Source organism: Streptomyces sp. AC1-42W (genome assembly GCF_003248355.1).
GTDB lineage: Bacteria > Actinomycetota > Actinomycetes > Streptomycetales > Streptomycetaceae > Streptomyces.
On record NZ_QKWY01000004.1, the window covers coordinates 1 to 25,260 of the forward strand.

Annotated in this window: 36 protein-coding genes; 7 read left to right on the forward strand and 29 right to left on the reverse strand. The window is 71.6% G+C overall.

Annotated features, from left to right (window positions below; genetic code table 11):
- The coding region (locus DNK56_RS34200) for a helicase associated domain-containing protein (protein ID WP_111339957.1) at nt 1-392 on the forward strand (392 nt) is incomplete at its 5' end.
- On the forward strand, nt 392-790 hold the full coding sequence (locus DNK56_RS34205; protein WP_199564823.1) for a hypothetical protein: 399 nt from the start codon (nt 392-394) through the stop codon (nt 788-790). The genes DNK56_RS34200 and DNK56_RS34205, both read left to right, overlap by 1 nt.
- A 188-nt stretch (nt 791-978) precedes the next feature.
- On the opposite strand, the gene DNK56_RS34210 is transcribed toward DNK56_RS34205, so the two are convergent.
- The 5 genes from DNK56_RS34210 to DNK56_RS34230 all read right to left on the reverse strand — a co-directional run bounded on the left by DNK56_RS34210 (nt 979) and on the right by DNK56_RS34230 (nt 3,298).
- A complete protein-coding gene (locus DNK56_RS34210; RefSeq protein ID WP_111339959.1) occupies nt 979-1,365 on the reverse strand; it encodes a DUF6415 family natural product biosynthesis protein in 387 nt (128 codons plus the stop codon).
- Nucleotides 1,362-1,550: a hypothetical protein gene (locus DNK56_RS34215; RefSeq protein ID WP_111339960.1), complete on the reverse strand. Its 189-nt coding sequence runs from the start codon at nt 1,548-1,550 to the stop codon at nt 1,362-1,364. The genes DNK56_RS34210 and DNK56_RS34215 overlap by 4 nt, the downstream gene beginning before the upstream one ends.
- A gap of 99 nt (nt 1,551-1,649) precedes the next feature.
- Entirely contained in the window at nt 1,650-2,498 is an 849-nt protein-coding gene (locus DNK56_RS34220; RefSeq protein ID WP_111339961.1) for a helix-turn-helix domain-containing protein, read from the reverse strand.
- A 10-nt stretch (nt 2,499-2,508) separates the two neighbouring features.
- On the reverse strand, nt 2,509-3,063 hold the full coding sequence (locus DNK56_RS34225) for a DUF6879 family protein (protein WP_111339962.1): 555 nt from the start codon (nt 3,061-3,063) through the stop codon (nt 2,509-2,511).
- Nucleotides 3,020-3,298: a hypothetical protein gene (locus tag DNK56_RS34230; protein ID WP_030699965.1), complete on the reverse strand. Its 279-nt coding sequence runs from the start codon at nt 3,296-3,298 to the stop codon at nt 3,020-3,022. The genes DNK56_RS34225 and DNK56_RS34230 overlap by 44 nt, the downstream gene beginning before the upstream one ends.
- A gap of 191 nt (nt 3,299-3,489) precedes the next feature.
- Between DNK56_RS34230 and DNK56_RS34235 the strand changes: the two genes are divergently transcribed.
- Nucleotides 3,490-4,056 carry a hypothetical protein gene (locus tag DNK56_RS34235; protein WP_241990237.1) on the forward strand — a complete coding sequence of 189 codons (567 nt, stop codon included), beginning with the start codon at nt 3,490-3,492 and terminating at the stop codon, nt 4,054-4,056.
- Between the two features lie 99 nt (nt 4,057-4,155).
- On the opposite strand, the gene DNK56_RS34240 is transcribed toward DNK56_RS34235, so the two are convergent.
- The gene (locus DNK56_RS34240) at nt 4,156-4,968 is read right to left on the reverse strand and encodes a hypothetical protein (protein ID WP_111339964.1); all 813 of its coding nucleotides are present in this window, start codon (nt 4,966-4,968) and stop codon (nt 4,156-4,158) included.
- A 136-nt stretch (nt 4,969-5,104) separates the two neighbouring features.
- Entirely contained in the window at nt 5,105-7,015 is a 1,911-nt protein-coding gene (locus DNK56_RS35650; protein ID WP_199564824.1) for a pRL2-11, read from the reverse strand.
- Nucleotides 7,016-7,225: 210 nt separating this feature from the next.
- On the opposite strand from DNK56_RS35650, the gene DNK56_RS35155 reads away from it, so the two are divergent.
- A complete protein-coding gene (locus DNK56_RS35155) occupies nt 7,226-7,486 on the forward strand; it encodes a hypothetical protein (RefSeq protein ID WP_158564905.1) in 261 nt (86 codons plus the stop codon).
- A gap of 104 nt (nt 7,487-7,590) precedes the next feature.
- Nucleotides 7,591-7,872 (forward strand): hypothetical protein, encoded by a 282-nt coding sequence (locus DNK56_RS34250; RefSeq protein ID WP_111339965.1) that lies wholly within the window; start codon nt 7,591-7,593, stop codon nt 7,870-7,872.
- Nucleotides 7,873-7,875: 3 nt separating this feature from the next.
- Here DNK56_RS34250 and DNK56_RS35655 read toward each other — a convergent pair whose 3' ends face one another.
- The gene (locus tag DNK56_RS35655) at nt 7,876-8,283 is read right to left on the reverse strand and encodes a hypothetical protein (RefSeq protein WP_199564825.1); all 408 of its coding nucleotides are present in this window, start codon (nt 8,281-8,283) and stop codon (nt 7,876-7,878) included.
- A 132-nt stretch (nt 8,284-8,415) separates the two neighbouring features.
- Here DNK56_RS35655 and DNK56_RS34260 point away from each other — a divergent pair, with 132 nt between their 5' ends.
- On the forward strand, nt 8,416-8,682 hold the full coding sequence (locus DNK56_RS34260) for a hypothetical protein (protein ID WP_111339966.1): 267 nt from the start codon (nt 8,416-8,418) through the stop codon (nt 8,680-8,682).
- On the opposite strand, the gene DNK56_RS34265 is transcribed toward DNK56_RS34260, so the two are convergent.
- From DNK56_RS34265 to mobF, 9 genes are all read right to left on the reverse strand, one after another.
- On the reverse strand, nt 8,661-8,957 hold the full coding sequence (locus tag DNK56_RS34265) for a hypothetical protein (protein WP_111339967.1): 297 nt from the start codon (nt 8,955-8,957) through the stop codon (nt 8,661-8,663). The genes DNK56_RS34260 and DNK56_RS34265 overlap by 22 nt on opposite strands.
- A 94-nt stretch (nt 8,958-9,051) precedes the next feature.
- Nucleotides 9,052-9,579, reverse strand: coding sequence for a hypothetical protein (locus DNK56_RS34270; protein ID WP_111339968.1), 528 nt, complete (start codon nt 9,577-9,579; stop codon nt 9,052-9,054).
- 81 nt (nt 9,580-9,660) lie between these two features.
- A complete protein-coding gene (locus DNK56_RS34275) occupies nt 9,661-10,290 on the reverse strand; it encodes a hypothetical protein (RefSeq protein WP_111339969.1) in 630 nt (209 codons plus the stop codon).
- A 50-nt stretch (nt 10,291-10,340) separates the two neighbouring features.
- Nucleotides 10,341-11,822, reverse strand: a complete 1,482-nt coding sequence (locus DNK56_RS34280; RefSeq protein ID WP_241990238.1) for a replication-relaxation family protein — start codon at nt 11,820-11,822, stop codon at nt 10,341-10,343.
- Between the two features lie 205 nt (nt 11,823-12,027).
- Nucleotides 12,028-12,426: a hypothetical protein gene (locus tag DNK56_RS34290; protein WP_199564826.1), complete on the reverse strand. Its 399-nt coding sequence runs from the start codon at nt 12,424-12,426 to the stop codon at nt 12,028-12,030.
- A gap of 843 nt (nt 12,427-13,269) precedes the next feature.
- The gene (locus DNK56_RS34295; protein WP_111339970.1) at nt 13,270-13,467 is read right to left on the reverse strand and encodes a hypothetical protein; all 198 of its coding nucleotides are present in this window, start codon (nt 13,465-13,467) and stop codon (nt 13,270-13,272) included.
- A 196-nt stretch (nt 13,468-13,663) separates the two neighbouring features.
- Complete coding sequence (locus DNK56_RS34300) at nt 13,664-14,395, reverse strand: hypothetical protein (protein ID WP_241990239.1); 732 nt, start codon at nt 14,393-14,395, stop codon at nt 13,664-13,666.
- Between the two features lie 56 nt (nt 14,396-14,451).
- Nucleotides 14,452-15,036 (reverse strand): hypothetical protein, encoded by a 585-nt coding sequence (locus tag DNK56_RS34305; protein ID WP_111339971.1) that lies wholly within the window; start codon nt 15,034-15,036, stop codon nt 14,452-14,454.
- A gap of 104 nt (nt 15,037-15,140) precedes the next feature.
- Nucleotides 15,141-17,030, reverse strand: coding sequence for a MobF family relaxase (gene mobF / locus DNK56_RS34310; protein WP_111339972.1), 1,890 nt, complete (start codon nt 17,028-17,030; stop codon nt 15,141-15,143).
- A 361-nt stretch (nt 17,031-17,391) separates the two neighbouring features.
- On the opposite strand from mobF, the gene DNK56_RS34315 reads away from it, so the two are divergent.
- Complete coding sequence (locus tag DNK56_RS34315; protein WP_111339973.1) at nt 17,392-17,697, forward strand: hypothetical protein; 306 nt, start codon at nt 17,392-17,394, stop codon at nt 17,695-17,697.
- Nucleotides 17,698-17,803: 106 nt separating this feature from the next.
- Here the strand turns inward: DNK56_RS34315 and DNK56_RS34320 are convergent, their stop codons facing one another.
- The 12 genes from DNK56_RS34320 to DNK56_RS34375 form a co-directional block, all read right to left on the reverse strand.
- The gene (locus DNK56_RS34320) at nt 17,804-18,877 is read right to left on the reverse strand and encodes a hypothetical protein (RefSeq protein WP_111339974.1); all 1,074 of its coding nucleotides are present in this window, start codon (nt 18,875-18,877) and stop codon (nt 17,804-17,806) included.
- Nucleotides 18,877-19,809: a ParA family protein gene (locus DNK56_RS34325; RefSeq protein WP_111339975.1), complete on the reverse strand. Its 933-nt coding sequence runs from the start codon at nt 19,807-19,809 to the stop codon at nt 18,877-18,879. The genes DNK56_RS34320 and DNK56_RS34325 overlap by 1 nt, the downstream gene beginning before the upstream one ends.
- 389 nt (nt 19,810-20,198) lie before the next feature.
- The gene (locus DNK56_RS34330; RefSeq protein ID WP_111339976.1) at nt 20,199-20,435 is read right to left on the reverse strand and encodes a hypothetical protein; all 237 of its coding nucleotides are present in this window, start codon (nt 20,433-20,435) and stop codon (nt 20,199-20,201) included.
- A gap of 82 nt (nt 20,436-20,517) precedes the next feature.
- Nucleotides 20,518-20,703, reverse strand: coding sequence for a hypothetical protein (locus DNK56_RS34335; RefSeq protein WP_111339977.1), 186 nt, complete (start codon nt 20,701-20,703; stop codon nt 20,518-20,520).
- Entirely contained in the window at nt 20,700-21,185 is a 486-nt protein-coding gene (locus DNK56_RS34340; RefSeq protein WP_111339978.1) for a hypothetical protein, read from the reverse strand. The genes DNK56_RS34335 and DNK56_RS34340 overlap by 4 nt, the downstream gene beginning before the upstream one ends.
- Complete coding sequence (locus DNK56_RS34345) at nt 21,182-21,388, reverse strand: hypothetical protein (RefSeq protein WP_111339979.1); 207 nt, start codon at nt 21,386-21,388, stop codon at nt 21,182-21,184. Before DNK56_RS34345 ends, DNK56_RS34340 begins: the two co-directional genes overlap by 4 nt.
- 54 nt (nt 21,389-21,442) lie before the next feature.
- Complete coding sequence (locus DNK56_RS34350) at nt 21,443-21,883, reverse strand: hypothetical protein (protein WP_111339980.1); 441 nt, start codon at nt 21,881-21,883, stop codon at nt 21,443-21,445.
- The gene (locus tag DNK56_RS34355) at nt 21,880-22,563 is read right to left on the reverse strand and encodes a GGDEF domain-containing protein (RefSeq protein ID WP_111339981.1); all 684 of its coding nucleotides are present in this window, start codon (nt 22,561-22,563) and stop codon (nt 21,880-21,882) included. Before DNK56_RS34355 ends, DNK56_RS34350 begins: the two co-directional genes overlap by 4 nt.
- Nucleotides 22,564-22,655: 92 nt before the next feature.
- A complete protein-coding gene (locus DNK56_RS34360; RefSeq protein ID WP_111339982.1) occupies nt 22,656-22,961 on the reverse strand; it encodes a hypothetical protein in 306 nt (101 codons plus the stop codon).
- A gap of 163 nt (nt 22,962-23,124) precedes the next feature.
- On the reverse strand, nt 23,125-23,370 hold the full coding sequence (locus DNK56_RS34365; protein WP_111339983.1) for a hypothetical protein: 246 nt from the start codon (nt 23,368-23,370) through the stop codon (nt 23,125-23,127).
- A 121-nt stretch (nt 23,371-23,491) separates the two neighbouring features.
- A complete protein-coding gene (locus DNK56_RS34370) occupies nt 23,492-24,349 on the reverse strand; it encodes a DUF4097 family beta strand repeat-containing protein (RefSeq protein ID WP_158564906.1) in 858 nt (285 codons plus the stop codon).
- A gap of 122 nt (nt 24,350-24,471) precedes the next feature.
- Nucleotides 24,472-25,245 (reverse strand): hypothetical protein, encoded by a 774-nt coding sequence (locus tag DNK56_RS34375; RefSeq protein WP_111339985.1) that lies wholly within the window; start codon nt 25,243-25,245, stop codon nt 24,472-24,474.
- Between the last annotated feature and the right edge of the window lie 15 nt (nt 25,246-25,260).

Here is a 25,260-nt window from a genome sequence, read left to right on the forward strand (position 1 = left end):
GCATGGACGTCGGGAAGTGGCTGGCCCGGCAGCGGAAGCCCGAGGTGTGGGCGGCCCTGGCCGACGGGCAGCGCGAGCGCCTGGAGGCCGTCGGCGTCACCCCGCTCGCCCCCACTCCGGCCCCGGTGGAGCAGGCCGCGCTGACGGAGCCGTCCACGGCGCCCGTGAGCGCCTTCGAGAGGGGCGTTGCGGCCCTGGCGCAGTACAAGGCCCGTACGGGCTCTGTGACGGTCCCCAGGGCCCACGTAGAGGCGTTGCCGGACGGGACGGAGGTGCGGCTCGGGGTGTTCCTGTCCAACTCCAAGAGCCGCCGGACCAAGCTGACCGCCGACAAGCTGCGGACGCTGGCCGGCCTCGGGCTGGAGTGGGCGGCCACGGAAGGAGCGGCGTGATGAGCACGGGCGAGCACGAGGCCGGGGAGCAGCGCGTGCAGGACGCCGTGCGGCGGCACGCTCGCACCAGGGCCTTCGCGGAGGCTGAGGACGTCATCTCGGCCGTGCTGTCCGACCCCGGCGTCCAGGAGGCGCGGGAGCGCGTGAAGGCGGCGGAGACGGAGATGGGCACGGAGCTGAGCGCCCGTCTCCAGCCGTTCCAGGACCGCTACGACCAGGCCGTGGCGGAGGGCGACGCCGACGCACTCGCCGGGCTCTGCGGGGGCAAGCACGGCCCCTGGGGGCGGATCTGTGTGCTGCCCGACGGGCACGAGACCTCGATGGAGGAACCGCACTGGGGCCGCAACAGCGAGGGCCGGCCGATCGCGTGGGTGGGCAGCGCGCCTGACGACTGGTGAGCGGCGGCGGTGAGAGCGGCGACAGGACCCCGAGCGCACGGGCGCTCGGGGTCCTTCGCTGTCCGGGGCCAGCGACACCGCTTCCAGGCCCTACACGCACTGGGGTGCGATGCCCGGGGTTCTGAGCCGGGAGCATCGCACTGGTGTGCGTGTAGGCCCTGGGATCTTCGGGCCGCTCCCCCGGCGAACTAGGCGGTGGCCGGGGCGGGTTCGGTGAGGCGGTCCAGCCGGGTGTAGAGGGCCTGTACGAGGCGGGCGCGGTTCTGGACGCAGCGGGCGGTGCCCTGGAGCGGGGCGGACAGGCGGCCGTCGGCTTCGCGGAGGATGACTTCGGCGAGGGCGCCGCGGCCGTCGCTCTTGGGTAGGGCGGCGGCGAGACGCCGGACGTCGGCGGCGACCGCGCGGGCGTGGCCGGTGAGCTGGAGGGCGATCTGCTCGTAGTCGCAGGGAGCGAGGTCCGGGTCCTTCCACGCGAGGACGGCGGTGATGAGGGCCTCGTGCGGGGCACGGTCCAGGGGCAGTTCGGCGTCCAGCAGGCCCTCGGGATCGTGGAGCACGGCGTAGGCCCCGCTCACCGCACGCCCGCCGCGTCGTCGGCCTGGCCGTGGTCGCCCCTGTCGGCGTCCGGGTCCGGGTCGGCGAGGAAGCGGGCGTAGCCGCGTACGGCGCGCTCCAGCAGCGCGGAGGAAGGCCGGCCGAAGTCGGGCCGCTGGAGGCCGGGTCCGTCGGGTGCGGGTCCGGCGGGTGTGGGTGCGCTCATGGGCACCGCCTCCGTGTGCTGAGTGGTCGCGTCGGTGTCGTTCGACGCTACGGAGGCTCCGGCTCCGTCCTCAACGAGATTGCGGGAAATTGCGGAAGTTCACCCCAGGGCGTCGATCGCGGCCGTGATGCGGTCGCGGGCGGCGTCGCCGTAGACGGCCATCTCCGTGAGGCCAGCGAACGCCTTGGCGTAGTCGGCGAGCTCGCGCGGCTGCGTCACCTTGATCTCCGCCGTCAGCGTCTCCACCACGGCCACGGTGTCGTCGTGGAGGTAGAACGCCTCCAGCGGCCAGACGGTGCGCTGCGCGGTGAAAGGGATGATGCCCAGCGAGACCGAGGCGAGCGGCATCACCGCCAGGAGGTGGCGCAGCTGCCCGCGCATCGCCTCGGGGTCGGCGGTGCGAAAGCGGAGGACTGACTCCTCCACGAGCACGACGTAGCGGTGCCCGCCCTCGTAGAGGAAGCGGGAGCGGGCGATGCGGGCGGCGACCGCTTCGGTGACGTCGTTGGGGGTGCCCTGGAAGCGGGTGATCTGCTCCATGAGGGCGGTGGCGAAGCCGGGTGTCTGGAAGAAGCCCGGGAAGACGTTGGAGACGTAGACCCGGCAGACGCGGGTCTGTTCGTGCAGGGTGTTCCAGTTCTGCTGGACCTTGCGCATCCCGTCCTTGTGCAGGCGGCGCCACTCCAGATACATCGAGTCGACGGCGCGGGCGGTGGCGATGAGGTCGTCGGCCTGGTCGTCCGCGCCGCACGCCGAACACCAGGCGCGGATGTCCGCGTCGGAGGGCGGGGCGTCGGCCTTCTGGATGCGGGTGGTCTTCGCCGGGTGCCAGCCGCACCGGGCGGAGAGGTCCTTCCCGGAGAGGCCGGCGTCCTTGCGCAGGTGGCTGAGGCGCACGGCCAGGGCCTCGCGGGCGGCCTGTGCGCTGGACGATGGGGATGCGCTCACGGTGCTCTGCTCAGTGGTTCTGGACGGTGTACTTCTCGTGCGGGACGCCGCGCTCCCACACGGTCTCGAAGGCGGCGCGGCAGAGCACGACGGCGGCCGGGTCGGTGGTGCGTTCCTTGCCGTCCGGTGCCCAGTCGCCGGTGCCGGTGAAGTGGTGGAACTGCACGAGCCGGTCGTCCAGGAGCCAGAAGTCGTTGCCGGGCAGTGCGATGTCGGAGGCGCGGCGGCGGGGCAGCCAGCGCACGTCTTCCCCGGCCTGGAGGTTGAGCGGGGTGATGGCGTGTTCGTAGCGGATGTAGTCGGTGACCGGCTCGGAGACGATCCGGGCGCGGCGCATCACCACGCCGCGGGCGACCGCGCTTTGCACGAGCGGCATCCACTGGGGCCAGAAGGAGCGGGCCGGGTCGAGGTTGGGGACGCTGGTGGCCAGGAAGTCGGCGTAGTCGTCCGTCTCGTCGCCGACGGCGTACAGGTCGCGCATCTCCAGGTGGACCGCCGTGTGGTGGGTGTCGGCGAGCAGCTCAGCGAACGTCGCGGTGTTCAGCTGCTGCGCGTTCAGCGGCATCGCACGCCTCCCTCAAAATCTGCACCATGTGGAACGGGATCCGGATCACCCGCTCGTGCGGCGGGATCCCCGTCTTGTGGCCGGCGACCCACTCGGTGGAGCCGACCAGGGACTTGAGGAGGGCGTCGGCTTCCTCGCCCTGGAGGACCAGGTCCGCGCTCTCCTCTTCCACCCACACCGTCGCTGATCCCTCACCGCCGGTGTTGGGGTCGATCCCGACGAACCGTAGCGTCATCACGTACTCCCCTGTGACTCGGTTGCGCGTAGTTGCGCAGACCGTCCCGCAGGCCGGGACCGGCGTCAAGGGCGCCTCCACTGCCGGAGCATCCGGCACCGGGCGGTGGGCCGGAACAGCTCCTGGTCCGTCCGGGTGAGCGCGGGGCCGCGACGGCGGACTCCAGGCGCGCGGGCCTCTAGCGTGCGGCCATGGAACACACCCCGATGCCCGAGCCGCTGCGCCGCGCGGTCAACCAGATGGTGTACGAGGCGGTTGAGCGCTGCCAGGAGGTCATGAGCTACGCGGCCTCGGACGTCGCCCGGGACTGGAAGCGGATGACGCTCTACCGGTCCACCGACGCGGCCGACACCATGAACAGCGTGGCCATGCTGATCGCCGCGTACTGCCAGCAGAACGGCGTGGACCCGGAGACCCTGAACGGCTACCTCCAGCTCAGCCAGCAGCAGAGTCGAGCCGACGGACCGCAGGAGGACGACCGGGCGCACCTGGCGGGCCTGCTCGGTCAGACGGCGCCCGCCGACGCCAGCGAGCTCGGGACGGTGCGAATGCTGTACGGACGCGGGCAGCGCGAGGCGGAGGAAGCGCAGCAGCCCGAGGACAGCCCGGAGGTGCTGTTCACGATGGCGTGCCTGCACGGGCTGCGGGCAAAGCTGTGTGACGACCTCGGGTCGCTGGACCGGTTCCCGCCGGAGGTGGCCGCGATGGCCCGTCGGGTCGCGGACGCACTCCAAGTGCCGGAGCCGGCCACCGCGTGACGCTGGAGACGCGCGGTCGTTGGACAGCGTGAACCCATTCCGGGCCCCGGGGATGTCATGGCTGATTCCCCCGGGGCCCGTGGCATGTCCGGCGCTCGGTCAGCTCTGGGTGTCGTCCGGGTCGGTGAGCCAGGTGACGACGTCGGCGTCGGTCATCCAGATCGCCTGCGTCTCGTGAACGCCGTCGTGCTGGACGACGTGGCCGCGGCCTCCGTGCTTGCTCGGCTTCGGCGCGGGGCCGGCGAGCGGGGCGAGGCGCTGCCAGGTGCTGGCGGAGACCCGGGCCAGGATCACCGTGCCGAACATCTCGTGCGGCGCGGCCCCGAGGACGCCGGGGGCGGGCGTGCCGTCGAGGATGACGTGGACGCGGGCCGCGCGTCCGGTCCACAGCGCGGCCTCGAGGGCGGCGACGGCCGGGGAGGTGTGCGGGTCGTCCTTGCCGCGGAACGTCTCCCAGTAGCGGGTGAGCTGGCGCAGCGCGCTGTAGGCGCTGTCCACCGAAACGATGAGCCGGGGCGCGGCGTCCAGCTCGCTGTCGTTGAGGTCGAGGCGGCGCGCCAGTTCCTCCCCGAGGCCGACCAGGGCGTCGTGGATGCCGGCGACGTTCCCGCGGTGGGTCACGGTCGGCAGGCCCTTGGCCCACAGGTGGGAGATCCGCTTGGGGTCGATGACCAGGGCGTGGGCGCCCTGGTGGAGGAACTGGGCGGTCAGGGAGCGCAGCACGGTGGTGCTGCCGCCGCCGGTGGAGGTGCAGACCAGGACGTGCGGGCATTCGCCGGTCAGGTCGACGGCGATGGCGTCGCCGTGGGTGCTGATGCCGATGAGCGCGGTCCCTTCGGGCAGGGCCTCTATCTGCTCGCGCAGGTCGGGGGCGTGGAAGCTGAGCTTCGTGGGGAGCGCGGTCTTGTTCATGGTGCGGTGTTCCTCTTCTGTGTAGTGCCTGGTGAACCGGGTGTTCTCCAGGGCTGGGGGGATCGTGTCGGGGAAAGCGGACAGGTCCGGATCGGTGGGTGGCGGGTCGGATTTCCGACCCGCCGCACACCGCCGGTCAGTCCAGGTCGGTGGTGCCGGTGGCGGCCCGGGGCCGGTTGCGGGCCCACTTCTTGAGGTCGCCGACGCGGTAGAGGAGCTCGGCGCCGCGCTTGTCGACCGGGTCAGGGAAGGCCGGATCGTTGGCGCGGGCGAAGCGCAGCGCGGCCAGGGTGATGCCGGGCAGGTGGTGTTCGGCGGCCTCACGGAGCCCCACCGCCTGGTCGTCGTCGCCCGGGGCCGTCGTCGGCGGCGGGGTCTGGTCCGTGGGGCCGCCCGGGTCGGCGGCCGGGGCCGGGGCGGGGCTCCATGCGTCGGCGAGCGCGCCACGGTCGGCGGGCAGTTCGGGGGCGGGCGTGGACCAGGCGTCGGTGAGGGAGTCGGCGGGCGGCTTCTGCAGCCGCACCGGACCCGGCTGTGCGCCGACTGCGGGCGGGGCCGGCTTGCCGGTGGTGGCCCACTCGCGGGCTTCGGCCTCGGTGAAGAACAGGATCTGCGTCTCCCGTGCGGACCCGCCGGAGACGACCTGGGCGCGGCCGTGGTGCTTGGTGGACTTCGGCGCCGGGTGGACCTCGGGGGCGAGCATCCGCCAGGCGTTGACGCTGTAGCGGGCCAGGATGCGGGTGGAGAACTGCTCGCGGACCTCCGGGCCACCGAGAGCGCGGGCAGTGGCGGACTGCGCAACCAGCAGGACGTGCATGCGCAGCTGGCGGCCCATGTAGAGGATCTCGTTGAGCGCGTCGACGGCCGGGGAGACCTTCGGGTCGCCGGACTCGCGGGTCTTCTCCCAGTAGCGGGCCAGCTGCTTCATCGTCGCGTTGACCTCTTCGAGGAGGATCAGCAGCCGCGGGCCGATGTCCTTCGGGTCGGCGTCGATGCCCAGGTCGTCGGCGACGCGGGTACGGCGCCGGCCTTCGATGCCGAGGGCGATGAGCTGGTCGTGGATGTCGGCGATGTCGCGGCAGTAGGTGACGCCGGGCAGGCCGTTGGCCCACGGGTGGGAGATCCGCTTGGTATCCAGGACGAAGACGAGGCTGCCGTGGTGGAGCATCTGGCAGGCGATGCACCGCAGGGTCACCGACTTGCCGCCGCCCGTGCTCGCGTTGACCAGGATGTGCGGGGACTCGGCGTCCAGGTCGACGGTGACGATCCGCCCGGCGGAGCCGATCCCGATGACGGGCGCGGACTCCTTGGCGGCGGCCACGATCTCGCGGACCTTGGGCTCCTTGAAGGCCGCCTTGGCCGGGGGCTTGCGGGTCTTCTTCACCGTCACGTACGTCTCGCGGCCCGCCAGGTGCCAGGAGAAGGTGACGCCCTCCAGGGCGAGCTTGGTGGCGATGATGTCGACGACCAGGTCCTTGGAGAAGTCCAGGCGGCCCGGCACGTCCACGCGGATCACCGCGTCGTCCTCGGAGAAGTTGCGCGGGATGTGGAGGTAGCGGCGCGGGTCGGTCTGCTCCGGCAGGCGCAGCGGCAGCGCGAGGGCCTCGTGCAGCGGGAGCACCCACTCGCGCATCAGCTCCCGGCGCTTGCGGGTCAGCGCGAAGTAGGCGGCGGTCGAGACGGCCGCGGTCGACGCGGCGGCGATCCCGGTCTGCTCCAGCGCGGCGAGCGCGGGGGCCGGGTCGGCCCATATCTGCTGGGCGGTGGCGACGGTGGCGTCCTGGTGGACCCACCCGGCCTGGTAGCCGCCCGCGCCGACGGCGGCCAGCGAGCTGATGCGGAAGGTCAGGCGCTTCCACCCGGCGCGGTAGGAGGACCGGGAGACGCGGCCTTCGACCTTCTGCAAGACCCGGGTGCCCGAGCGCCAGAACGTGGCGTCGGTCTTGCGCTCGCCGTCCATCGGTCGGCCGGCCAGGAACCGGCCGATGCCGAACGCGAGGGATTCGGCGGTCTCCTCCACCTGCTTGTCGAACTTCGTCTGTGCCATCGGTCGTGCCCTTTCGGTGTGCGTCCCGGCACCTCACACCCGGAAGCGGACACGAACCGTAAAGCCGTTGGCCTGTGGATAGAGCGCGGCGAAAAGTGGGCCCTGAGCTGCGATCTGTGGACAACTTTTCGGCCCGAAAATCGGCAGCGGCTCCGCCTGTGCGGGGCGGTCGGTACAACGGTGAGGAGAGATCAACCTGGGAGGGGCTCCATGACCGAACACGACGACGACGCACCCGAGTTCAAGGCTGCGGTGGAGCGCGCGAAGCAGTACGAGGCGATGGCCGCCCGGTACGTCAAGAAGGCGTTGGCGGGCGAGGCGGGCGCGGCGCAGATGGCGCAGACGTTCGCGTCGCTGGCGGCCGCTGCCCGGATGGAGCGCCTGGACTGGCGTATGCGGGTGCTCGGCGACCAGCTCGGGGACGTGAAGAAGGCGATGGACGGTCTTCGCCGCAAGCTGCCCGAGCGGTGACGTCCATCGGGTCCGACCACATCACCGACCCCTGACCGCCCCCTGTGGGCCGCACGGGTGACTGTGCTGGTCAACAGGGGTGCGAGGGCCGGACGATGGGGGCTATGAGTACAGACGAGCCTGATGTTCCGCCGACCGAATTCCAGCCGGGTGACTCCCTCACCGGCTCCGCCTGGCCGGGCATCCTGGTCACGGCTTTGCCCGTCGCCACGGCGGTCACGGTGGCCGGGCGGGTGGCGAAGGCGCACATCGAGCAGCGCGGCGCGACGGAGCGGACGGCCATCGAGCAGCGTGGCGAGACGCAGCGCGCGGTCATCGCTGCCGAGGTCGAGCGTGAGCGGATCCGCCGGCCTCAGCTTCCGCCCGGCGACGGCGACGCCGCCTGACCGCTACTCGGTGGTGTGCTCAGGGTTCGGCAGTTGGGGCGGGAAGTGGCGCTCCAGAATCTCCACCCACCGGTGCAGGACCACGAAGCCGGTGGTGTCGGCCTGCGCTTGGACCAGCTCGGTCAGGGCGTCGACGAACGGCTGGGCGGGGCTGTCCGGCGGCAGGCTTTCGGCAGCATGCTTCAGCCGCTCGTGCACGGTGGGGAAGAGCTCTTTGGCCCACGCGTCCTGTTCCTTGATGCGCCGGGAGCCTGCCTCCAAGCTGATCTGCATGACGGTCCACTCCGGGCAGTCGGAGGTGTGCCAGATCTCGTACGGCGTGCCGCCCGCGACGCGGACGTTCTCCCGGGCGGGGCCCGCTGTGCAGTCCGGGCACAGTTCGCCCGGCGTCTCCGCGAAGCCGTTCTTCATCTTCTCGTTCCCTCCGCCTGGAAGCTCACGAGCCTGTCATGGGAGATCACGCGGTGACCAGGGCTTTGCCGCGAGGCCCTTCGCACGAGGCAGGGGTGGCCTTGCGTGGGGTCGGTCGTCCAGGGTGGGGCGATGAGCGCACTGCGACCCGGTGACATCACCGACGAGATGATCCAGGCCATGGACGCGGCCAAGCGGCAGGGACTGCAGAAGGATCTGCGCGCCCTTGCCGCCAACATCCGCGCCGACGCCGAAGGCCGGTACGACAGCGCGGAGCCCGGGTGGCGGGCCGGAGTCGAGTGGACGCTGCTGTGGATCGAGAACACCGCCGCCCAGCTGACCGAGGGCACCCCGGGCGCCGGGGCCGGCGGCCGGGGTCAGGGTGTGTCGCCGGAGTAGTGGAAGCGGCAGCTGATGCCGGGGCCGGGTGTGCGGGGCTCGCCGGGCTGCGGGTCGTACAGGGCGCGGCCGCCGGGCCACCGGGACAGCTCGGTGGCCAGGGCGACGCCGTCGTCGACTTCCTCGGTGCGCCAGCCGTGGATGTCGAGCAGCAGGCCGTCCAGCGGGCCGCCGACCAGTTCAGCGTAGGTCCGGTGCGGGAGCGGGCCGGGGTTCGGGTCGTCGTGGTCCGCGCCGTAGACGCGACCGGTCAGCAGCTGCTCGTCACCGTTCATCCGACCAGCCTTCCAGTCGTCACCGACAACGGGGGGCGGAGACGGCGTCGGGCCCGGCCGGGGTGGCCGGGCCCGAGGCGGGAGCGATGCGGTGCTACTGGGTCTGGAGGGCGCCGCGGTCGATGAGGCCCTGGATGTAGGGCGGCCAGTCCCGCTCCAGGCTCGTGGTGATCGCGGCGTGGACGTCGGCGCGGACCTGTGGGGTGACGTGCTCGACTTGGCCGCCGGGGTAGTACAGGCGCACCCCGTCGCGGCTCGCGTCGCACAGGATGGCGTGGGCCTTCTGCACGAGCGTCATGTAGAGCTGCGGGACCGGTGCCTTGACGAGTTCGTCGATGACGGCTTCGTAGTCGGCTCCGAAGTCCGCCCAGTCCTTGCCCTGCTTGTCGAGCCAGAGGGTGACGTCGGAGAAGAAGACCGCTTTGCCGGGCCCCTCGTTCTGGTCGCGGGCCAGGCCGGTCGCGAGGTCGAGCGCGATGCCGGCGCCTTTGCTGACGAGGTGGCGGGGGATCATCTGCGGGGCGATGGCAAGGGCGCACTCGCCCCAGCCGTCCTGGGTCTTCTCCGGCCAGGGCAGCCCCAGCACGAGCCAGCCGTCCGGATGCAGCAGCGTGTTGCTCACCGTGTTCTTCCCCCTCGATGACGTCGGTGGTCTGTGTCGATCTTTCCGCCCGGTGGAGTGGGCGGGCAAGGCGGCCTCCGGTCAGATGACCTCGCGGTCGCTCTGGTCCACCGAGCCCAGGCCGATGAGGAGCACCAGGGCTGGTTCCACTCCCCCGCCGGGCGCGAGGCGTTCGACGCCGCCCTCGCCCACCGCCTGGAGCAGCGCCTCGAACTCGAGGTCGGGCAGGACGCCCGTGGTGACGGCCCCGACCCGGACGGCGGTGTCGTCGTCCAGGCCCTCGATCGCCTTGCGCAGGTCGCCGACCGTCAGCGCCCGGTGCAGCAGGCCCTGCCGGTTGGTCGCCATGCCGAACTCGAAGGTGTGGCGGCCGTCGTGGCCGTCGAACAGCAGGCACGGCGTCGGGTCGTCCGGGGCGTGCTCGGTGTCGCGGTCGGTGCAGGGCGGAAGATTGACCAGCTCACGGGCCCCGGGCCGCCAGCGCAACCACCAGTTGCCGTCGCTGGCGGTCTGTCCGAGGGCGTAGTGCCACTCGCCCTCGTGACCGGACTCCACCTCGCACCAGGTGAAGTCCTCCAGCGCGTTCGCGCCGAAGCGCAGGTTGGCGAGCTCGCGGTGTTCCTCCACCGTCAGCTGGGTGGCCACCGCACAGTTCTTGCGCACCAGGGACACGTCGATCGGCTCCTTCACGTCGTTGTTCGCGGTGCTCATCCTCGCCTCCGGCCGGGCCGCCTGTCCGGCCGGAGACGGAAGCCGCCCGGCTACCGGCGGCGCCCGAACAGCCCGCGGGGCTTCACGGCCGGCGCTTCGGCCGGCGCGCGTTCCGCCTCTTCCGCCTGGCGGCGCGCGACGCGCTCAGCCTCTGCGCGGTCGGCGGCCTGCTCCGCGCACGATCCGCACAGCCCGTCCCACTGGCCGTGCCACGAGGACCCCGCAGTTACCTGCCAGCGTTCGTCGGTGAACTTCGTCCCGCACTGCGTGCACACCGGCCGCTGCGCCTCGCGCTCCGCAGCCTTGCGTTCCGCCTGCCGCCGGCGGGACTGTTCCTCTTCCCTCCGGTAGAGCCGCTCGCCGTCCGGGTTGTCCAGGGCCTCGCTCAGCGTCTGCCACTCATCGCGCCCGAGCCGCCGCCACACCTTCCCCGCGGCCCCGGCCGGGTCGGCGGTGATCCGCTCCAGCTCGGTGACGACCACGGGCACCGCCTGGTGGTAGTCGACGGCCGTGAACCCGGCCCACGGGTACCGGGTGCCGGCGAAGTAGCGGCGGGCGGCCTGCTCCAGGCGCCGCATCCGGCTCTCGCGCTGCGCGGCGGTCTTGCCCGTGAACACGAACGCCACCGGCACGTAGCCCTCCTGCCCGGTCGCCGGGTAGATCCGCGACCACAGCCGGAAGTCGTGCACCGCCGCCCCCTGCCGCCGGGCAGCCTTCTCCCTGTCCTTGTCGGCCTTCGGCGCCAGGAGCTCGAACCAGTCGTTGTAGCGGCGCAGCTTCGCCGTCAGGTCGTCGACGGGCTCGTTGACGCGGTCGACCTCCAGGAGCATCGCGGGCACCCCAGCGTCCGGGGCGCGCATCGTCAGGTCGGCGTACTGGGTGTACCCGTACGGGAGGCGGTGGGCGATCTCGGTCTGCCAGGACAGCGGGGTGCCGTACCCGGCTCCGGTGAGCACGGCGGCGGTCGAGGTGACGGCGGCGGCGTGTTCGTCGTAGCCGTCGCCGTCGACTGGCTCTCCGTCGTCGTCGTACTGGAGCTTGCGCAGCACGGACATCCGCGCGCTCTTCGGGAGCAGCTGCTTGGCTTCCTTGTGTCCTCGCTCGGTCAGCACCCATAGCTGGTGTCCCGACTCCAGTCGTGTCTCCACCCGGACCTTCCCCTCGCCCTTGAGGGCGTTGAGGGTGTCCCTCGTGCACCGGTCGTGCCGGTCTCCGGGCCGGAGCATCCGCCACAGGTGGTCAGCGGTAGCCCTCTGGAAGATCCCCAGAGCCTTCAGCACTTCCTTCTTCCGGGTGTGGGTCGGCTTCCATGTCTGCTTCAGAGACTTAGAAGGGTTGTCGAACGCGTCGCCGGACCCTGACTTCCCGGGCTGACCTGCGCGGATGCGTCCGGCGGGCGAATTGGCCGTGGAGGGGGCGATGGAGGGGCCCGTGGAGGGGGCCGGCGGGGCCTGGTCGACGCCGCCAACGGGGCTGCGGTCGGCCGGCTCGTGCGGCTCGAAGGCGGGGGCGGGCGTGAGGTCGGCGGGCACGGGGTCCTCGGATTCTCCGGCCTGCGGGCCGGGTCGGCAGTCGTCCGGCCCGTACGCGGATGTGCGCGCGGGCCGGGGCCACCGTGAGGAAGCACCCCTTGACCGTCGTCTAACGATCAGCGAGAGGGGGTGTCCGATTCCTCCTTGACCACCCCCATGTCGTGCGGGTTTGTCCGTGGCCGACGCCACATCTCCCGGCTGGAGTTCAGCGGGCGGGCCGGGTGCTGGACGGCGAGGCTCCGCGCCGCCAGTCCGAGGGCTTCTGGCCGCGGAACGTCTCGCCGCTCTCGATCCGGGCCTTGTTCCGGGCGAACTCGCGCTCGGCTGCCGACAGCTGCCGGGGCGCGCAGCCGGGGTGCCCCCAGCCGTCGGTCACCTTCGTGATGACATCGCCCTTGGCGTAGTCCTTGAAGCAGGCCGGGCAGGTGCCCGGGTAGGCGGCCCGCACCGATCCGCGCGGCAGCGGCACCGCCTTCTTCGCCGCCGTCTTCTTCTTCGCCGCCTGCGCCCGCTTGATCGCCTCGCGCTGCGCCTTGCCGGGCCTCTTCTTCGGCTGCTGCCCGCGTGCCGCCTTGGCGGCCTTCTGTGCCGGGGTCTCTCCCACGCGCGGATCGTAGAAGCCGACACGCGACGGGCGGCGCGCGCCACGCGCATCGGATGGCCGGGGCGGTGGCGCGCGGGTGCGGACCGGCGCGCGCATGGTGCGTTGAGTTGCGCGCAATGGAACGCACCACCCACCCAATGGAGCGCACCGAGTGGACTCCACCCACGCCTGGTGCGCTTCACGGTGGCCTCCACTCTCCACTCGGTGCGGACGATGTCGTGCACTCCCACCCGGTGGAACGCACCGCGATGCGGCGATGCACGGCATCCTCCGCACCGCGCGCCGCCCCTACGGACGGTGACGGTGCGCGGTGCGCCGGGAGGGAGAGATCTCCCCTACCGCACCGGGCATCAAGGGCACGGCGCTGGGCGTCTCGCTGGTGGTAGCGGAGTGTGTCAAGGGGAAACGTCGAAGATCACGCCGAAACTCATGGGTGGACAAGGGTTGCTTTCCATCCGATGGGCTGGGTGGAATCCGGCGGCACACCCGGTCAAGGGGGGGTGCATCGAGTGCACCGCATCCGATGCACCGTCACCCTCCGTACACACATCGAGTGGAGCGGACAGGAGTGGCGGCCACTCCGACGCGCGGCAGTGGAACGTGCGGTGCGGCGCACCGGTGCGGTGAGTGCGGCGCGCCGGTGCGGTGGTGCGGCGGGTGGGAGTGCACGGCATCGTCGGTGGCCGCACCGGTGCACCCGATGCACCGCACCACCGCACCGGATGCCGGGATGTTCCGCACTCCCCCAACGGATGGAGCGCACCGAGTGGACCGGCCGATCCGCACCACTCCACTCCCCTCCCTGCACGGTGCACGGTGCGCGGTGGACTCCACCGTGTCCACTCAGCCCCGGCGCCAGCCCCGCGCGGTGCGCCACAGGTTCGGCCGGCCACCGGGGTACTGCCGGGAGCGGGAGCGGCCACGGACGGGCGGCGACGTCGGCAACGGGTACAGCGCCATGCGCAGCCGGGCGGCGTCGGCGAGCTGCTCCAGGCGCTCACGCTGCTCCGGCGAGAGGGACAACCGGACCGGTTCAACCATGCGGGCCTCCGTAGTCGGGTGTGGTCTCGCACCCTCGCCCCTGACCGTCACCTCCAGGACGTGCGCGTCGATCGCGTCCCGGCAGGTGCGCCGACGACTTCGCCCTGCGTCCCGCGAGGCGGAGCGCGGCCGGTCCGGCGTACACGCGGGCGCCCCACGGACGGCTGGTCCGTGAGGCGCCCGGATGCGACGGCGGTCAGCTCTGCATCATGGCCTCGAGGTCGCTGAGCGACAGCTCGTTCGTGCCACGGTCCGCCGCCTTGCTCTGCGTCCAGGCAACGATCGCCGGGTGCGCATCCTCGTACTGGGCGCCGGCAGTCGTGTGCTGCCCGTCGGTCGTGGCGACCTGGGTGAGGTAGGCGGCCAGGGCGTGCGGGCCGCCGCCGTTGTACCCGATCTCGTAGCCCAGGCCGTTCCTCTGCGGAAGGAACGACAGGACGCCCTTGTCCGTCCGGGCCCAGAACAGACCGCGGCCGGTGTGGAAGCGGCTGAAGACGTCGTCCGGGCGCAGTTCGAGCGGAGCGTACGTCGTGTAGCTCCACTGGTCCGTGCCGCCGGCACCCGCGTGCTTGAAGTGCTTGCCGACGACGGGCAGCCCGTACTCGGGGTCGTAGAAGGTCCGGCGGCACATGCAGCCTGAGCCGCTGATCGCCGACGGGCTGCTGGGGTCCTCCGTGACGCACGGGTGGAACAGGGTCGGGATGTCCGTGGACCGCACGAGGGTGCAGTGCATCGCGTTCGGTTCGCACCGCACCAGCCTGCCCAGCCACTCCTGGAAGTGCGGTGTCACGGTCTGCTGGGCCTCGATGTCCAGCACGGCGTTCAGCGACGATGTGGCGGCGCCGCGCTGGGGCTCGGTGTAGAGGACGAAGTTCAGGTAGCCCTTCGTCGGATCGGTCAGGTTCAGATCGCGGGCCTCGTAGGGCACGTGGCGCTCCAATGCGGGGGCTTGGCGGCCGGGCGCGGCCGCGGGAAGGGGGAGGGTCAGCCGACGCGGTGTTCGGGGCGCAGGGTGAGGCCGTCGTACAGGAACTGCTCGGCATCGTCCGGTCCGAGTCCGAGGGCGCGGCAGACGGCGAGTCCTTCGGCGTCGCGGACGAAGGCGAGCACGATCTTCTCGCTGGCGGGGTCGGCCATAGTCCGGCGGGCGGCTTCGATGATGTGGGCGACGCAGCCGGTGGTGCCGTCTTCCACGATGTCCCGGCGGGTGTGCTCATCCCAGACGTTGAGCTGGAGGTTGGCGCCCTCCGTGGAACAGTCCTCCTTGGAGTCCGCACCGAGCACGCACCGCCCGAGCAGCGCGGCGTGGGCGTGGCGTTGGAGGTAGACGACCTTCCCCAGGACTTCCTCAGCGTGCTTTTCCAGATTCTTCTGGATCATCTCCCGGGGCATGATCTGGACTTCCGAGCCCGAGGACCTCGCCCGGATGAGGAGCGCCGACACGGTCTTGGCAAGGTCGTCGGCCATGCTGAGCAGGCCCACCAGGTTCACGTCGCCGCGCTGGCGGGGCGGGGGCAGTTCGTCGGGGTAGCTCTCCAGCGGTTCCAGCGGTTCGTGCAGGTCGGTCAAGGTTCCTCCCGTGCCGGTGCCAACGCCCCGATTCTCAGTCCGGTCCGCCGGGCCTCGGGGGTGAAGTCGCCAATCGGCCAGCCGCTGGCCGATTGGCGTCCCCGTCAGCGGTCCCGGCCCGCTCCCCTGCCCTGCTCGGGCTGCGCTGTGTGGTGCTGCTGCTGGCGGGCGGGGTCGTCGGCATCCTTGGCCGGCTGCTGCGGCTGCGGTCCGTCCGCGACGATGCGGGCGCGGGCTTCGGCGGCCTGGGTGAAGGCGGCCAGCCGGGCGAGGTTCTTCGGTGTGTGCAGCCACGTCGCGGGATCGGTCGTACGGCCCTCCAGGTACTCCTCGGGCATCGCGGCCTGCTGGTGGGCGTGGACAGCGGCGGCCTGCTGCGCCGGGGTGAGGACGGCGTCCCTGTCCGGGTGGTCGACGGCGTGCGGCGCCGCCTGGTCGTGGTTGTGGTCTTCATCGCGCGCGGCGTCCGATGCCGTCGCGGCCGGCGCTTCGTCCCGCACGGAGGCAAGGATCCGGGCGTCGCGGATCGCGTTCTGCAGGGCGAGGCTGGCGACCCGGGCGCGCTCGTATCGGCTCGACTCCCGCGGCGGCTTGCCGCCGGTGCCGGCGATCCACCACCGGTGCGGCCAGGCGAAGTCCGCGGTGTAGGTGAGCTGATCCGGCGCCGGGGCCCGGCGGCCCTTCTGCGGCACGGTGAGCTGACGGGAGTGCCGGGACAGGGCCGCATCCGCGATGTAGTCGTCCAGGCCGCGTGTGAACGCACGGCCGCGCAGGGTCTCCAGCAGGTGCCGGCGCGCTTCGGCCAGGACGTGGCGGCGGGCGAAGGAGTTGCGGACGGTGAAGACGATCGCGGCGACGTCGACGGCGGCGAGCGCGGTGTCCACCACCGGGCCGACCCGGGCCCGGATCGCCTTCCCGGCTGCACGGCACCGCTCCAGCAGCCCGTCGACCATGTCCTTGCCGAAGCGCAGGATCGCGGAGGTGCGCCACCACGCGCGCAGCTGCTCCAAGGGCTTGGGGGTCTTCTTCGCCCGGCGGGTGTCCTGCGCCGCCCACCAGCCCAGGCCGTGGCGGCCGCGCTCGCCGGGCAGCCGCTTGTGCTCCTGGACGTACTCGTCGGTGAGGCGCTCCAGCACCGGCGCCATCTGCTCGCGACGGGTGGAGGACCAGTCGATGAGCTCCTGGTCGACGCCGGCCACCTCCATCACGGGGCGCAGGCCCGGCGTCACCTCCCGGGGCACCGTCGCCAGCCCGAGCTCCTCGCACACCTCGGTCGTCATCGTGAGGGTGTAGAGCGTCCCGGCCGCCACCACGTGCTGGTAGAGGCGGACCGTGTCCAGCGCGTACCAGGAGCCGTCCGGGCGCTGCGCCCGGTTGAGGACCAGACAGTGGTCGTGGAGTAGAGGAAAGCCGTCCCTGTTGTCCCAGTGCCGCCACTTCGCGACCACCAGGGCCGGTGCCTTCGCACGCTGACGGCCCGACGACCACCGGGTCTCTGCGACCTCATCCTCGAGCCAGCGCAGCGCGGTGGCGATGGCCCGCTCGTGCGCCCGCTCGATGATGCGCCGGGTGTGGTCGTCTCCCAGCGCCCACAGCACGATCAGGGACGCCTGCGCCCGGAAGGTGTAGTCGAGCGCGAACAAGGGGGTCGCCTTGCGTCCCTCGATCTCTTCGACCGGCTGCCCGAGGACGGTGGCCAGGCGGGCCGCCTCCGGGTCGGCACCGTCGTCCAGGAGCTCGCGCTCGATCCGGTCGGCGTCCGGGTGCCGGAGCTGCCCGAAGACCAACTCCATCTGTCGCTCGGTCACCGTCTGCCCGGCGGTGAGCCCGAGCGCGGCCAGGCCCCGCCCCATCCACACTCCGGGCGGAAGGCCGGCCTTCTTCAGGGCGCCCTTCAGGGGCTGGCCGACCGGACGTCGGCCGTCCCCGAAGGCGACCCCACGCACGTAGTAGCGCCACGCATTCCGCCTCTGGACCTTCGCAACACTCAGCATCCCGGCAGCGAACACCGGCTCTGACCTGCGAATAAAGACTGATCCCGTGAGGCGGGAGGGTTCACCGGAACTTCACGGCCGATCCCGCCGGGCGGGCATCTGCGGCGACGTCTGGCCCGCCGGGCGAACACCACCTGGGGCCAGGCAAATGCTGCGCGACAGCCAGCCCCACCCACCTCACACGCCTCAAGAACGCCAGGTAACCGACTCCAGCGGTATCCAGCGCACCTTCACGTACCGCTCCCCCGGGCGACGGCCGAGGACGTCCCCGCCCGCACTCGTCACCACCGACTCCACACCCGAGCGAGACACCCACCGCCCCCGGCAACGCCGGGGGCTTCGTGCTTCCTGGAGGACCGACGTGCCGACCTACGAAGCCCTGCCCCGCTTCACCACTGACCTGGACCGCCTCACCCCAGAACAGCAACGCCGATTCCGCCAGACCGTGGCAGCCTTCGTCGAGGACCTGCGTGCCGGAGGACGATTCCGCGCGGGCCTCCGCGTCAAGCGTGTCCAGCGCGCATCCGGCGTCTACGAACTCACCTGGTCCATGGGCGCTGGCCCCGCAGGCCGCGCGACGTGGCAGTACGGTCCGGCGCTCCGTCCCGGCACCCCGCACGTGATCTGGCGCCGCATCGGCACCCACGACATCCTCACCGGCCCCTGACGCGAGGTCCCCCAGCTACTTTCCCGCGTGAAACCAAGACGGGCCCCCTCATGCCGACGGCCCACGACCGGGGTGGTCGTGGGCCGTCGTGAGTTCGCCGGGAGGATCAGCCCTTGGGGGCGTGCAGTGCCTTGTTCCGGATCGCGGTGGTCTTCGCGATGATGGCCTGCCGGACCTTCTCGTACTCCGCTGCGTCGTCGGGGCTGGCGGCGGCCTGGGCGAAGACGTCCTTGGTGACGGCTCGGTTCACGGCGTTGAGCGTCTTGAGCGCGTCCTTGAGGGTGACCAGGTGCTCGGGAACGATCTCGGCATCCTCGATGTCGTCCTCAGCGCCGCCGGAGGTGTCGGACCCCTCCGGCGTCCCCTCTCCGGCGCCACTGGGGGTCGCACCGGAAGCATCGCCGTTCGATTCGGATTCGAACGAAGGCGCTTCAATTGAAGCGCTCTTGTTCGATTCGGATTCGAACGCGGGTGTTTCGGTCCCGACCCCGAGCGTGCGCCGGGTGGTCTGGACGATCACTTCCCGCTGCTGCTCGGGCTCTTCCGGCAGTTGGCGGGGCAGGCTCTTGTGCACCGCCATCAGGCTGTCGGCCGTGGGGTGGGCGCCCAGTTCGGAGCTGACGTCGCGGACGACCTCGTAGAGGGTGACGGCGGCTTCGCGGCCGTACTGCTCCTCGGTCTTGCTGGTGACCTTCACCTGCGAGGGCTTGGGGACGGTGCCGGTCTTGTGGGCCGTCTCCAGGGCGAGCGGTGCGTTCTTGCGGAGCTGGCGGCCGTAGACGGCGGATCGGCCGATCTTCGCTTCCACGTAGCTGCCGAGGCTGGTGTGGGTGCGCCGCCACCACCGGCCCTTCGCTGCGCGTTCCAGGCCCTGCGCGATGACCCAGACGGCGGCATCGCCCGCAGCGAGCGCCGTGCTGATGACGGCCTCGGTCTGCTCCTTCTGCTCCAGCTCCGTCTCGGTCAGCTCGGAGGTGTCGCGGTCGTCGACGGCCCGGACGTCGTCGAGGCTCGGCAGTCCGTCGGCGAGTCGGAGCACGGCGTCGATGCTGGAGGCCGGCGCCGGTCCGTCGAGGATCGCCTCGGTCCGGGTCACCACGGCGGCTCCGCCCCCGGAGGAGTAGCCCTCCTCTTCGCCGAAGAGGTCGTCCAGGGCATCGGTTGCGTCGTAGCTGGGCATCAGGCCGCCGCCCCGTTCCCGAAGAGGATGCTGGCGCCTCGGTCGTAGTCCAGGACCGTGGTGGCGCCGGGCGCGAAGATCCGCAGCGGCTGCTTGGCGAGCTGAGCTTCCCCGATGCGCACCGAGGTACGGGCGGGCAGGATCACGGCGTTGGGGTACGCCTTGGCGAGCCTGCCGCCGATCTGTCGGGAGAGGGTGGACTTCTCGAAGTCGGTGAGCACGACGGCCGCGACGCGCAGCTCGGTGTTCAGCCGGGCCTGCACGGAGGTGATCGTGCGGTTGAGAGCAGCGGCACCTCGCACGTCGAGACCGCTGGCCCCCTGGACCGGGATGACGACGTCGTGAGCCGCTACGAGGGCGGACACGGTGAGCGGTCCGAGCTTCGGTCCGCAGTCGATGATGTTGACGTCGATGCCGTCGTCGGCCTTGGACAGGTGGAACTGGAGCTGCGTCTCCGTGCCGGTCGGGTGCTTGGTCTCAACGTCGTCCAGGTCCGGGAAGGACGGGACGAAGTACAGGCCCTCGAACGGGGTGGCGTAGGTGATCTCCTGCAACGTCACCGACTGGTCGAAGTACAGGTGCATCAGGTTCTTGCGGTCGGCCGGCTCCAGGCCCTCGGGATAGAAGTACCGCAGCCACACCGACAGGGACGCTTCCTGCGGGTCGGCGTCGATGATCCGTACGCGCAGGCCGCGGGCAACGAGGGCCATCGCGAACTCGAGCGCGGTCGTGGTCTTGCCCGCGCCGCCCTTCTGGTTGCAGATGGCGATGACGCGGGGCAGCGAACCGGGCAGGAAGGTCGCCGGCACCACGATGCCGGCCCTCCACTCGTGGAAGGTCGAGTCGACGTCCCACTCGGTGACGATGTCGAGGAATGCCAGGTCGTCGCTCAGTGGCGAAACCTGTACGGTCTCTCCTTGTGTTTCTCGCATAGCCCGCAACCGTAGCGGGTGAAACACTGGATCGCCCCGCCTGGTCGCTGGACTGGTCGGGGCGCTTCCGTTCAACGCGGCGTACCCGCTGACCAGGCAATTCGAACAACCCGCCGCACAAGGCGGGTTGGCTTGCGCTGCCCGTCCTGGTCATGGGACAACAGGGTCAGGTTCGAGGTGCCCCCCTGAGAACGGGGAGCCTGCCCGTCCCGACGGACAGCATCCTGGCTGCGCATCGCCCCACGGGCGGAGCCTGGTCAGTCAGAAAACCTCAGAGGCCCAGCCGCCGGCGGCTGGGCCTCACCTCGTTGCCGGCCCCGAAACACAAAAAGGCCCGCACCCCCCTGCGCTGCTGGGCGCGGGGAGTGTGGGCCTTCGTGTTGGACTGCTCAGGCGGGGCGGCGCATCTGCCGGATCTTCAGCATCCAGCGGTCCCAGAGGGTGGGGTGGGTGTGGCGCCAGGCGACACGGTCCAGGCGTACGGGGTCCGTGTGGCGCTGGGAGAGTCCGCAGGTGCACGTCAGGCCGTAGGGGAGCGGCTGCGTGTCGTCTCGGGTCGTGGTGACGACGACGCGTTCTCCGTCGTGAGCGCCGTGGTAGGTGCCGACCCAGAGCTGTGTGAGCATCGCGGTTCCGTTCTGTGTGGAGAGTGGCGCCGGGGCGGCCGGGCTCGTAGCCGGCGGCCGCCCCGGGCCGTCTGTGGGGTGGTCAGGACTTGGCGGTGGCGTGGCTGCTGACCACGAGGAACTGGTCGGTGGTCAGGTCCATCACGACCTGGGCGTCGACGCCCTGGGCGCGCTGGGCAGCGGCGTAGTCGTCGGCGGGCCAGGATCCGCGGGGGTGGCCAGCGGGGAAGCGTTCGAGGACGGTGCGCGGCGCAGTGGCGGTCGTCATCGCGTGTCGCCGCCGTTCTCGTACGTGTCGATCAGGCCGAGGATCGCGTCGGGGTTGACGGCCTCGCCGACCCAGACTCCGGCGGCGGTGAAGACCGGCACGGTGTCGCGGTCCGCGTCGAACACGGCCGCGTAGCCGCCCCATCGCTCCAGCACCAGGTCGTACAGGACCGGGGCCGGGGCGGCTTCCAGGACCTCCATGGCGTCGACGGTGAGCAGGGCCGGGGCGGTCGGGTCGTCCGGCTGGGCGACGGTGCCGGTGACGCGCAGGAGGTCGCCGGGCTGGATCTCGTTCAGCAGGGCATGGGCGATGCGCGGGTCGCCGGTGGTGCAGGCGTACACCGTGTCCGGGGTGTCGGGTGCGATCCGGTCCGCGTCGGCGGGGGAGTGGATCAGGTCGAACGTCGCGGTGCCCCAGTGGGTGCCGGGGGCCGGGATGGCGTCGACGTAGCCGTCTATGGCGAGGTGCGTCTGAGAGGTCATGAGCGGGCCTCCGCCCGGGTCTTGGTGGTGCGGGAGCGGGGTCGGGGGGTGTGCTGAGCGAGAACCAGGAGTTCGCGGTTGCGCCGCTGCTCCTCGGGGGTGAGCGGCCGGGCCTTGGTGCCGCGCCGGTGCCAGAGCGGCGAGGCCGGCGGTTCGGGGTAGGCCAGGGTGTGGTCGGTGCCGTGCTGGGGTGTGCTGCTCATTGGGGCCTCCGGGTGGAGGGGTTCAGGCGGGGTGGCAGCTGCGGCTTCTGCGGGTCACGGCCGCAGGTGGGGCAGCTGCTGGAGGACCTGGTCCACGAGGTCCTGCGTCGGCTTCCAGGCCGGGAGCGCGCCCGTGGCGGGCACGGGCAGCGGCAGCTCGTGGACGTCGTCGAGGACCAGGTGGTGAACGTCCCTCTGCGCCCAGGGGCTGGTGCACCGCTCGGGGCCCTGGTCCGGGTGGCAGTCGGTGAGCCGGGCGACGCCGATGACCGCGCCGCGGTGGAGCTCGCGGCCGCGGATCGCGGTGGCCACCAGCGGGTCGCGCAGCAGGGCGGGGTCCGGCTTCGCCTTCCCGGCGTGGATGAGGACCCAGCCGCGCCACGGCCAGTTCGCGGGCCTGTTCTCCGGGGTCTTCCCGGCGAGGATGCAGGTGGCCCAGGGCTGGCGGATCGTGATGCCGCGGATCCAGTCGCCGCCTTCGAGGTCGGCGGTCACGCGGCACGCTCCAGCGCGGTGCCGGGGCGGCCAGCGCGGCGGCCGTTGACGGTGGGCGTCTCCAGGTCCTCGATCTCCGCCCAGCCGTAGTGGCCGGAGTGCTTGGTCCGGTACATCGAGACGTCCGCGCCGCGCAGCAGGGCGGGCAGGGCGTGGATGCCGAGGTAGTCGGGGACGGCGGTGCCGACCGACGCGGCGACGGCGAGGGGCCCGGTCTCGGTGGGCACGGGCTCGTGCAGCACGCCCATCAGCTCCGTCAGGCGCTGCTCCATCGCCTCGTCTCCGGCCCGGGTGTCCACACGGGTCGCGACCGCGAACTCATCCCCGCCCAGGCGGCCGACGACTCCGTGCGGTCCGGCCCAGTAGGCGAGGCGCTCGCCGGTCGCGGCGAGGACCTTGTCGCCGGCGGCGTGGCCGTGGCTGTCGTTCAGGCCCTTGAAGTTGTCGAGGTCGACCAGGCAGACCAGGGAGTCCTGCCGGTGGCGGGCGAGCAGGCGCTGGGCGCGGCGCTCGAACGCGGCGCGGCGCTGGGCTCCGGTGAGGGGGTCACGGCGTTCGGCCGCGAGGCGCCGGTGAAGGGTGAGCGCGTGAACGGTCCAGCCGGTGAGCGGGACCGCGAGGGTGGTGATGATGAGGGCGCGCTGCCCGATCGGGGACGCAACGCGGGTGACGGGGTCCATACTTGGGATCTCCCTCTCTCGTCTCGTACGGGGTGGGTAGGCCCGGGGCAGGCGGTTGGTTTGGACGCCTTGTCGCCTGTCCCGGGGCGGAGCTACAGCGCGAAGTCGCTGCGGCGGGTGCAGCTGAGCGGGTTGTGCCAGCGGCCGGCCTTCGCGGCGGGCCAGTCCAGCTCCCAGCCGGGCCGCAGCCCGCGCGCTCCCCAGCTGTCCGGCTGCTTGCCGGGGATGTCGAGGCCGGCCTGCTGTGCGGCGAGCGCGGCGTCGTACACCTCGTGCGCGCGGCGCAGGGCCGTGGTGGGGGAGTCCGCCTCGCCGGTGAAGACGTGCAGCCCCCGCAGGGCCGGGTTGGTGGTGTTGTGTATCGGGACGTCTACCTCGTAGACCTCGCGGTTCGGCATGACGACCCTCTCCTTCCGTGCCTGGTGCGTGAGGGGCCACCGCGCCGTCCTGGTCTCGGAGGTGAGGCCAGGGCGGCGGGGAAGCCCGTCAGGTCGCCGTGGGGCGGAGACGGTGGAGCCGTTCCGGCCCGGCGTGGGCAGGGCCGGAACGGCTCCGGGGGGTTCAGTCGTTGGCGGCAGGCTGGTCCGTGGACCGGTAGCGCTTGGTCTGCCTCAAGACTTGGTTGCGCTTGACGTCCAGGGCGTCGGCGATGTCCTGCTGCGCGCCGTGGTACCGCTTCTGCAGGCGGTCGATCTCCTGCCAGAACTCGGTCTCGATGCGCTCGTGGCCGTCGTCGCGGCGCTGGCTGGCCTGGGCGACCAGGTCGCGCAGCTCGTTGCGGGCCTCATCGTCGGGGCGCGGGGTCATGGGGTGCTCCTGCGGGGATTCGAGGGACGATGTGTCTGCCCCCTGCTCCTCTTGGAGCGGGTTGGGAGGCCCGGGGTGGCCGGTGAAGTTTGGCGACTGTGGCGGCCACCCCGGGGCGACGTCACCGGCGGCGGTGCTTGCCGGAGACGGTGCCGACGCGCTCGCGGAGGTGGTCCGTGCCGCGCGTGGTGACGTCGCCGGAGACCGTGTTGGCGTCGATCGAGCCGGTGGCGGCCGGGGTCGCGCTGACGTGGACGTCGCCGGAGACGGTGTTGGCGCGGAACTCGGTGCCGTTGTAGGCGCCGATCTCGATGTCGCCGGAGACGGAGTTGACGTCGACGCGGGCGTCGACCCGGTCCACCTCGAAGTCGCCGCTGGTGGTGTTGCCGCGCAGGGTGTGGACGCCGCGGGCCTCGATGTCACCGGAGACGGAGTGGACGTCCAGGACCTGGAGGTCGCCGTGGACGGTGATGTCGGCGCTGGTGGTCTCCAACCGGACCGAGGACTGGTCGCTGGGCAGCTTCACGTCGACGGTGATGGTGTCCATCCCGCCGCCGCTGACGACGGTGCCCTGCTCGGCGACGACGCGGCCGTTCGAGACGACCTTGCGGCCGCCGATGATGACGTCGCCGTTGCTGATGGTCATGCCGGTCACGGAGCCGCGGACGACGCCGAAGTTCTGGCCGACGACCATGTTGCCGCCGTTGAAGCTGAAGGTGGAGTTGCCCATCGTCATCGTGTTGCCCTGGACCTCGGGGACGCAGACGGTGACGCAGTCGAGGTTCTGGTAGCGGCTCTCCCGCTTGGTCGCACCGCGCACCGCGTCGGCCAGCGGGCCGTCGTCGTCGCCCGTGCTCACCGTGATGACGGCGTGCTTGATGGTCGGGTCGATGGTGACGTTGACCGTGCCGACGTGGCTGATGATGTCGGTCCACACGGCGCCGGCGGCGGTGGCGGTGAAGGTCTGGGAGGTGCTCAAGGTGGGCTCCTTGGTCGGAGAGGCGGGGGCCGGGTGACCCCCGCACATCCATAATGCATCCTCGAAGGATGCATTTCTAGGGCTTGGCATCTTTTGAGGATGCCTTTTTCTGTTGGGGCAGGTCAGGCGGCCACGGCCGGGGCGGGGGAGTCGAGGCCGACGCCGCGCAGAGCGTCCAGGACGTACGGCTCGAAGCGGGCCTGGTGCTGGGCGGCGACCGCGCAGCCGGTGGCGCGGCTGTAGGCGTAGCAGCGCGCCATCATGCTGGCGTCGGTGACGGCGAGGGCCTGGTCGACGGCGTTCCGTGCGAGGTGCTCGATCCAGGTCTGGGCGGCCGACTCGCGGCGCGCGTGCGAGGTCGACATGGCGACGGAGTCCGCCCACCGGCCGCTGCCGCAGGTGGGGCCGCCGCACTGCTCCCAGTCCCACTTCCGGTCGCGCATGCCCTCGGGATCGGCGTCCCAGTCCGACGCCCAGCGCACGGCCCGCTCGGGGATCTCCTGCTGGATGACGTTCAGGACGTCGCGGCCGCAGGGCCCGAGCGCGGGGTGGGCGTCGGTCTCCTCGAGGACGCGGATCTGGTGGGAGAGCAGCCGGTAGGGGTAGTAGCGCTGGCTCCAGTTGCCGGTCTCGCCCAACGGCTCCACGATCCACAGCCGGACAGGCCAGGTGACGGGCCAGATGCCGGTGTCCTCCAGCGCCTCGCCGACGCGCTTGACCATGCGGAAGTAGGAGAAGCGGCTCTCGTCGTACCACTTGTTGCGGCAGGGGTTGGGGTGGTCGATGACCTTGCCGACGTTGGCGGAGAGGTTCACCGGGGTGCCGGCCTCGCGGGACATCTCGATGATGCCGTCGGCGGGGGTGGCGATGTACCAGGTGACGGGCTTGCGGGCCATGCGGGCCTCCGTGAA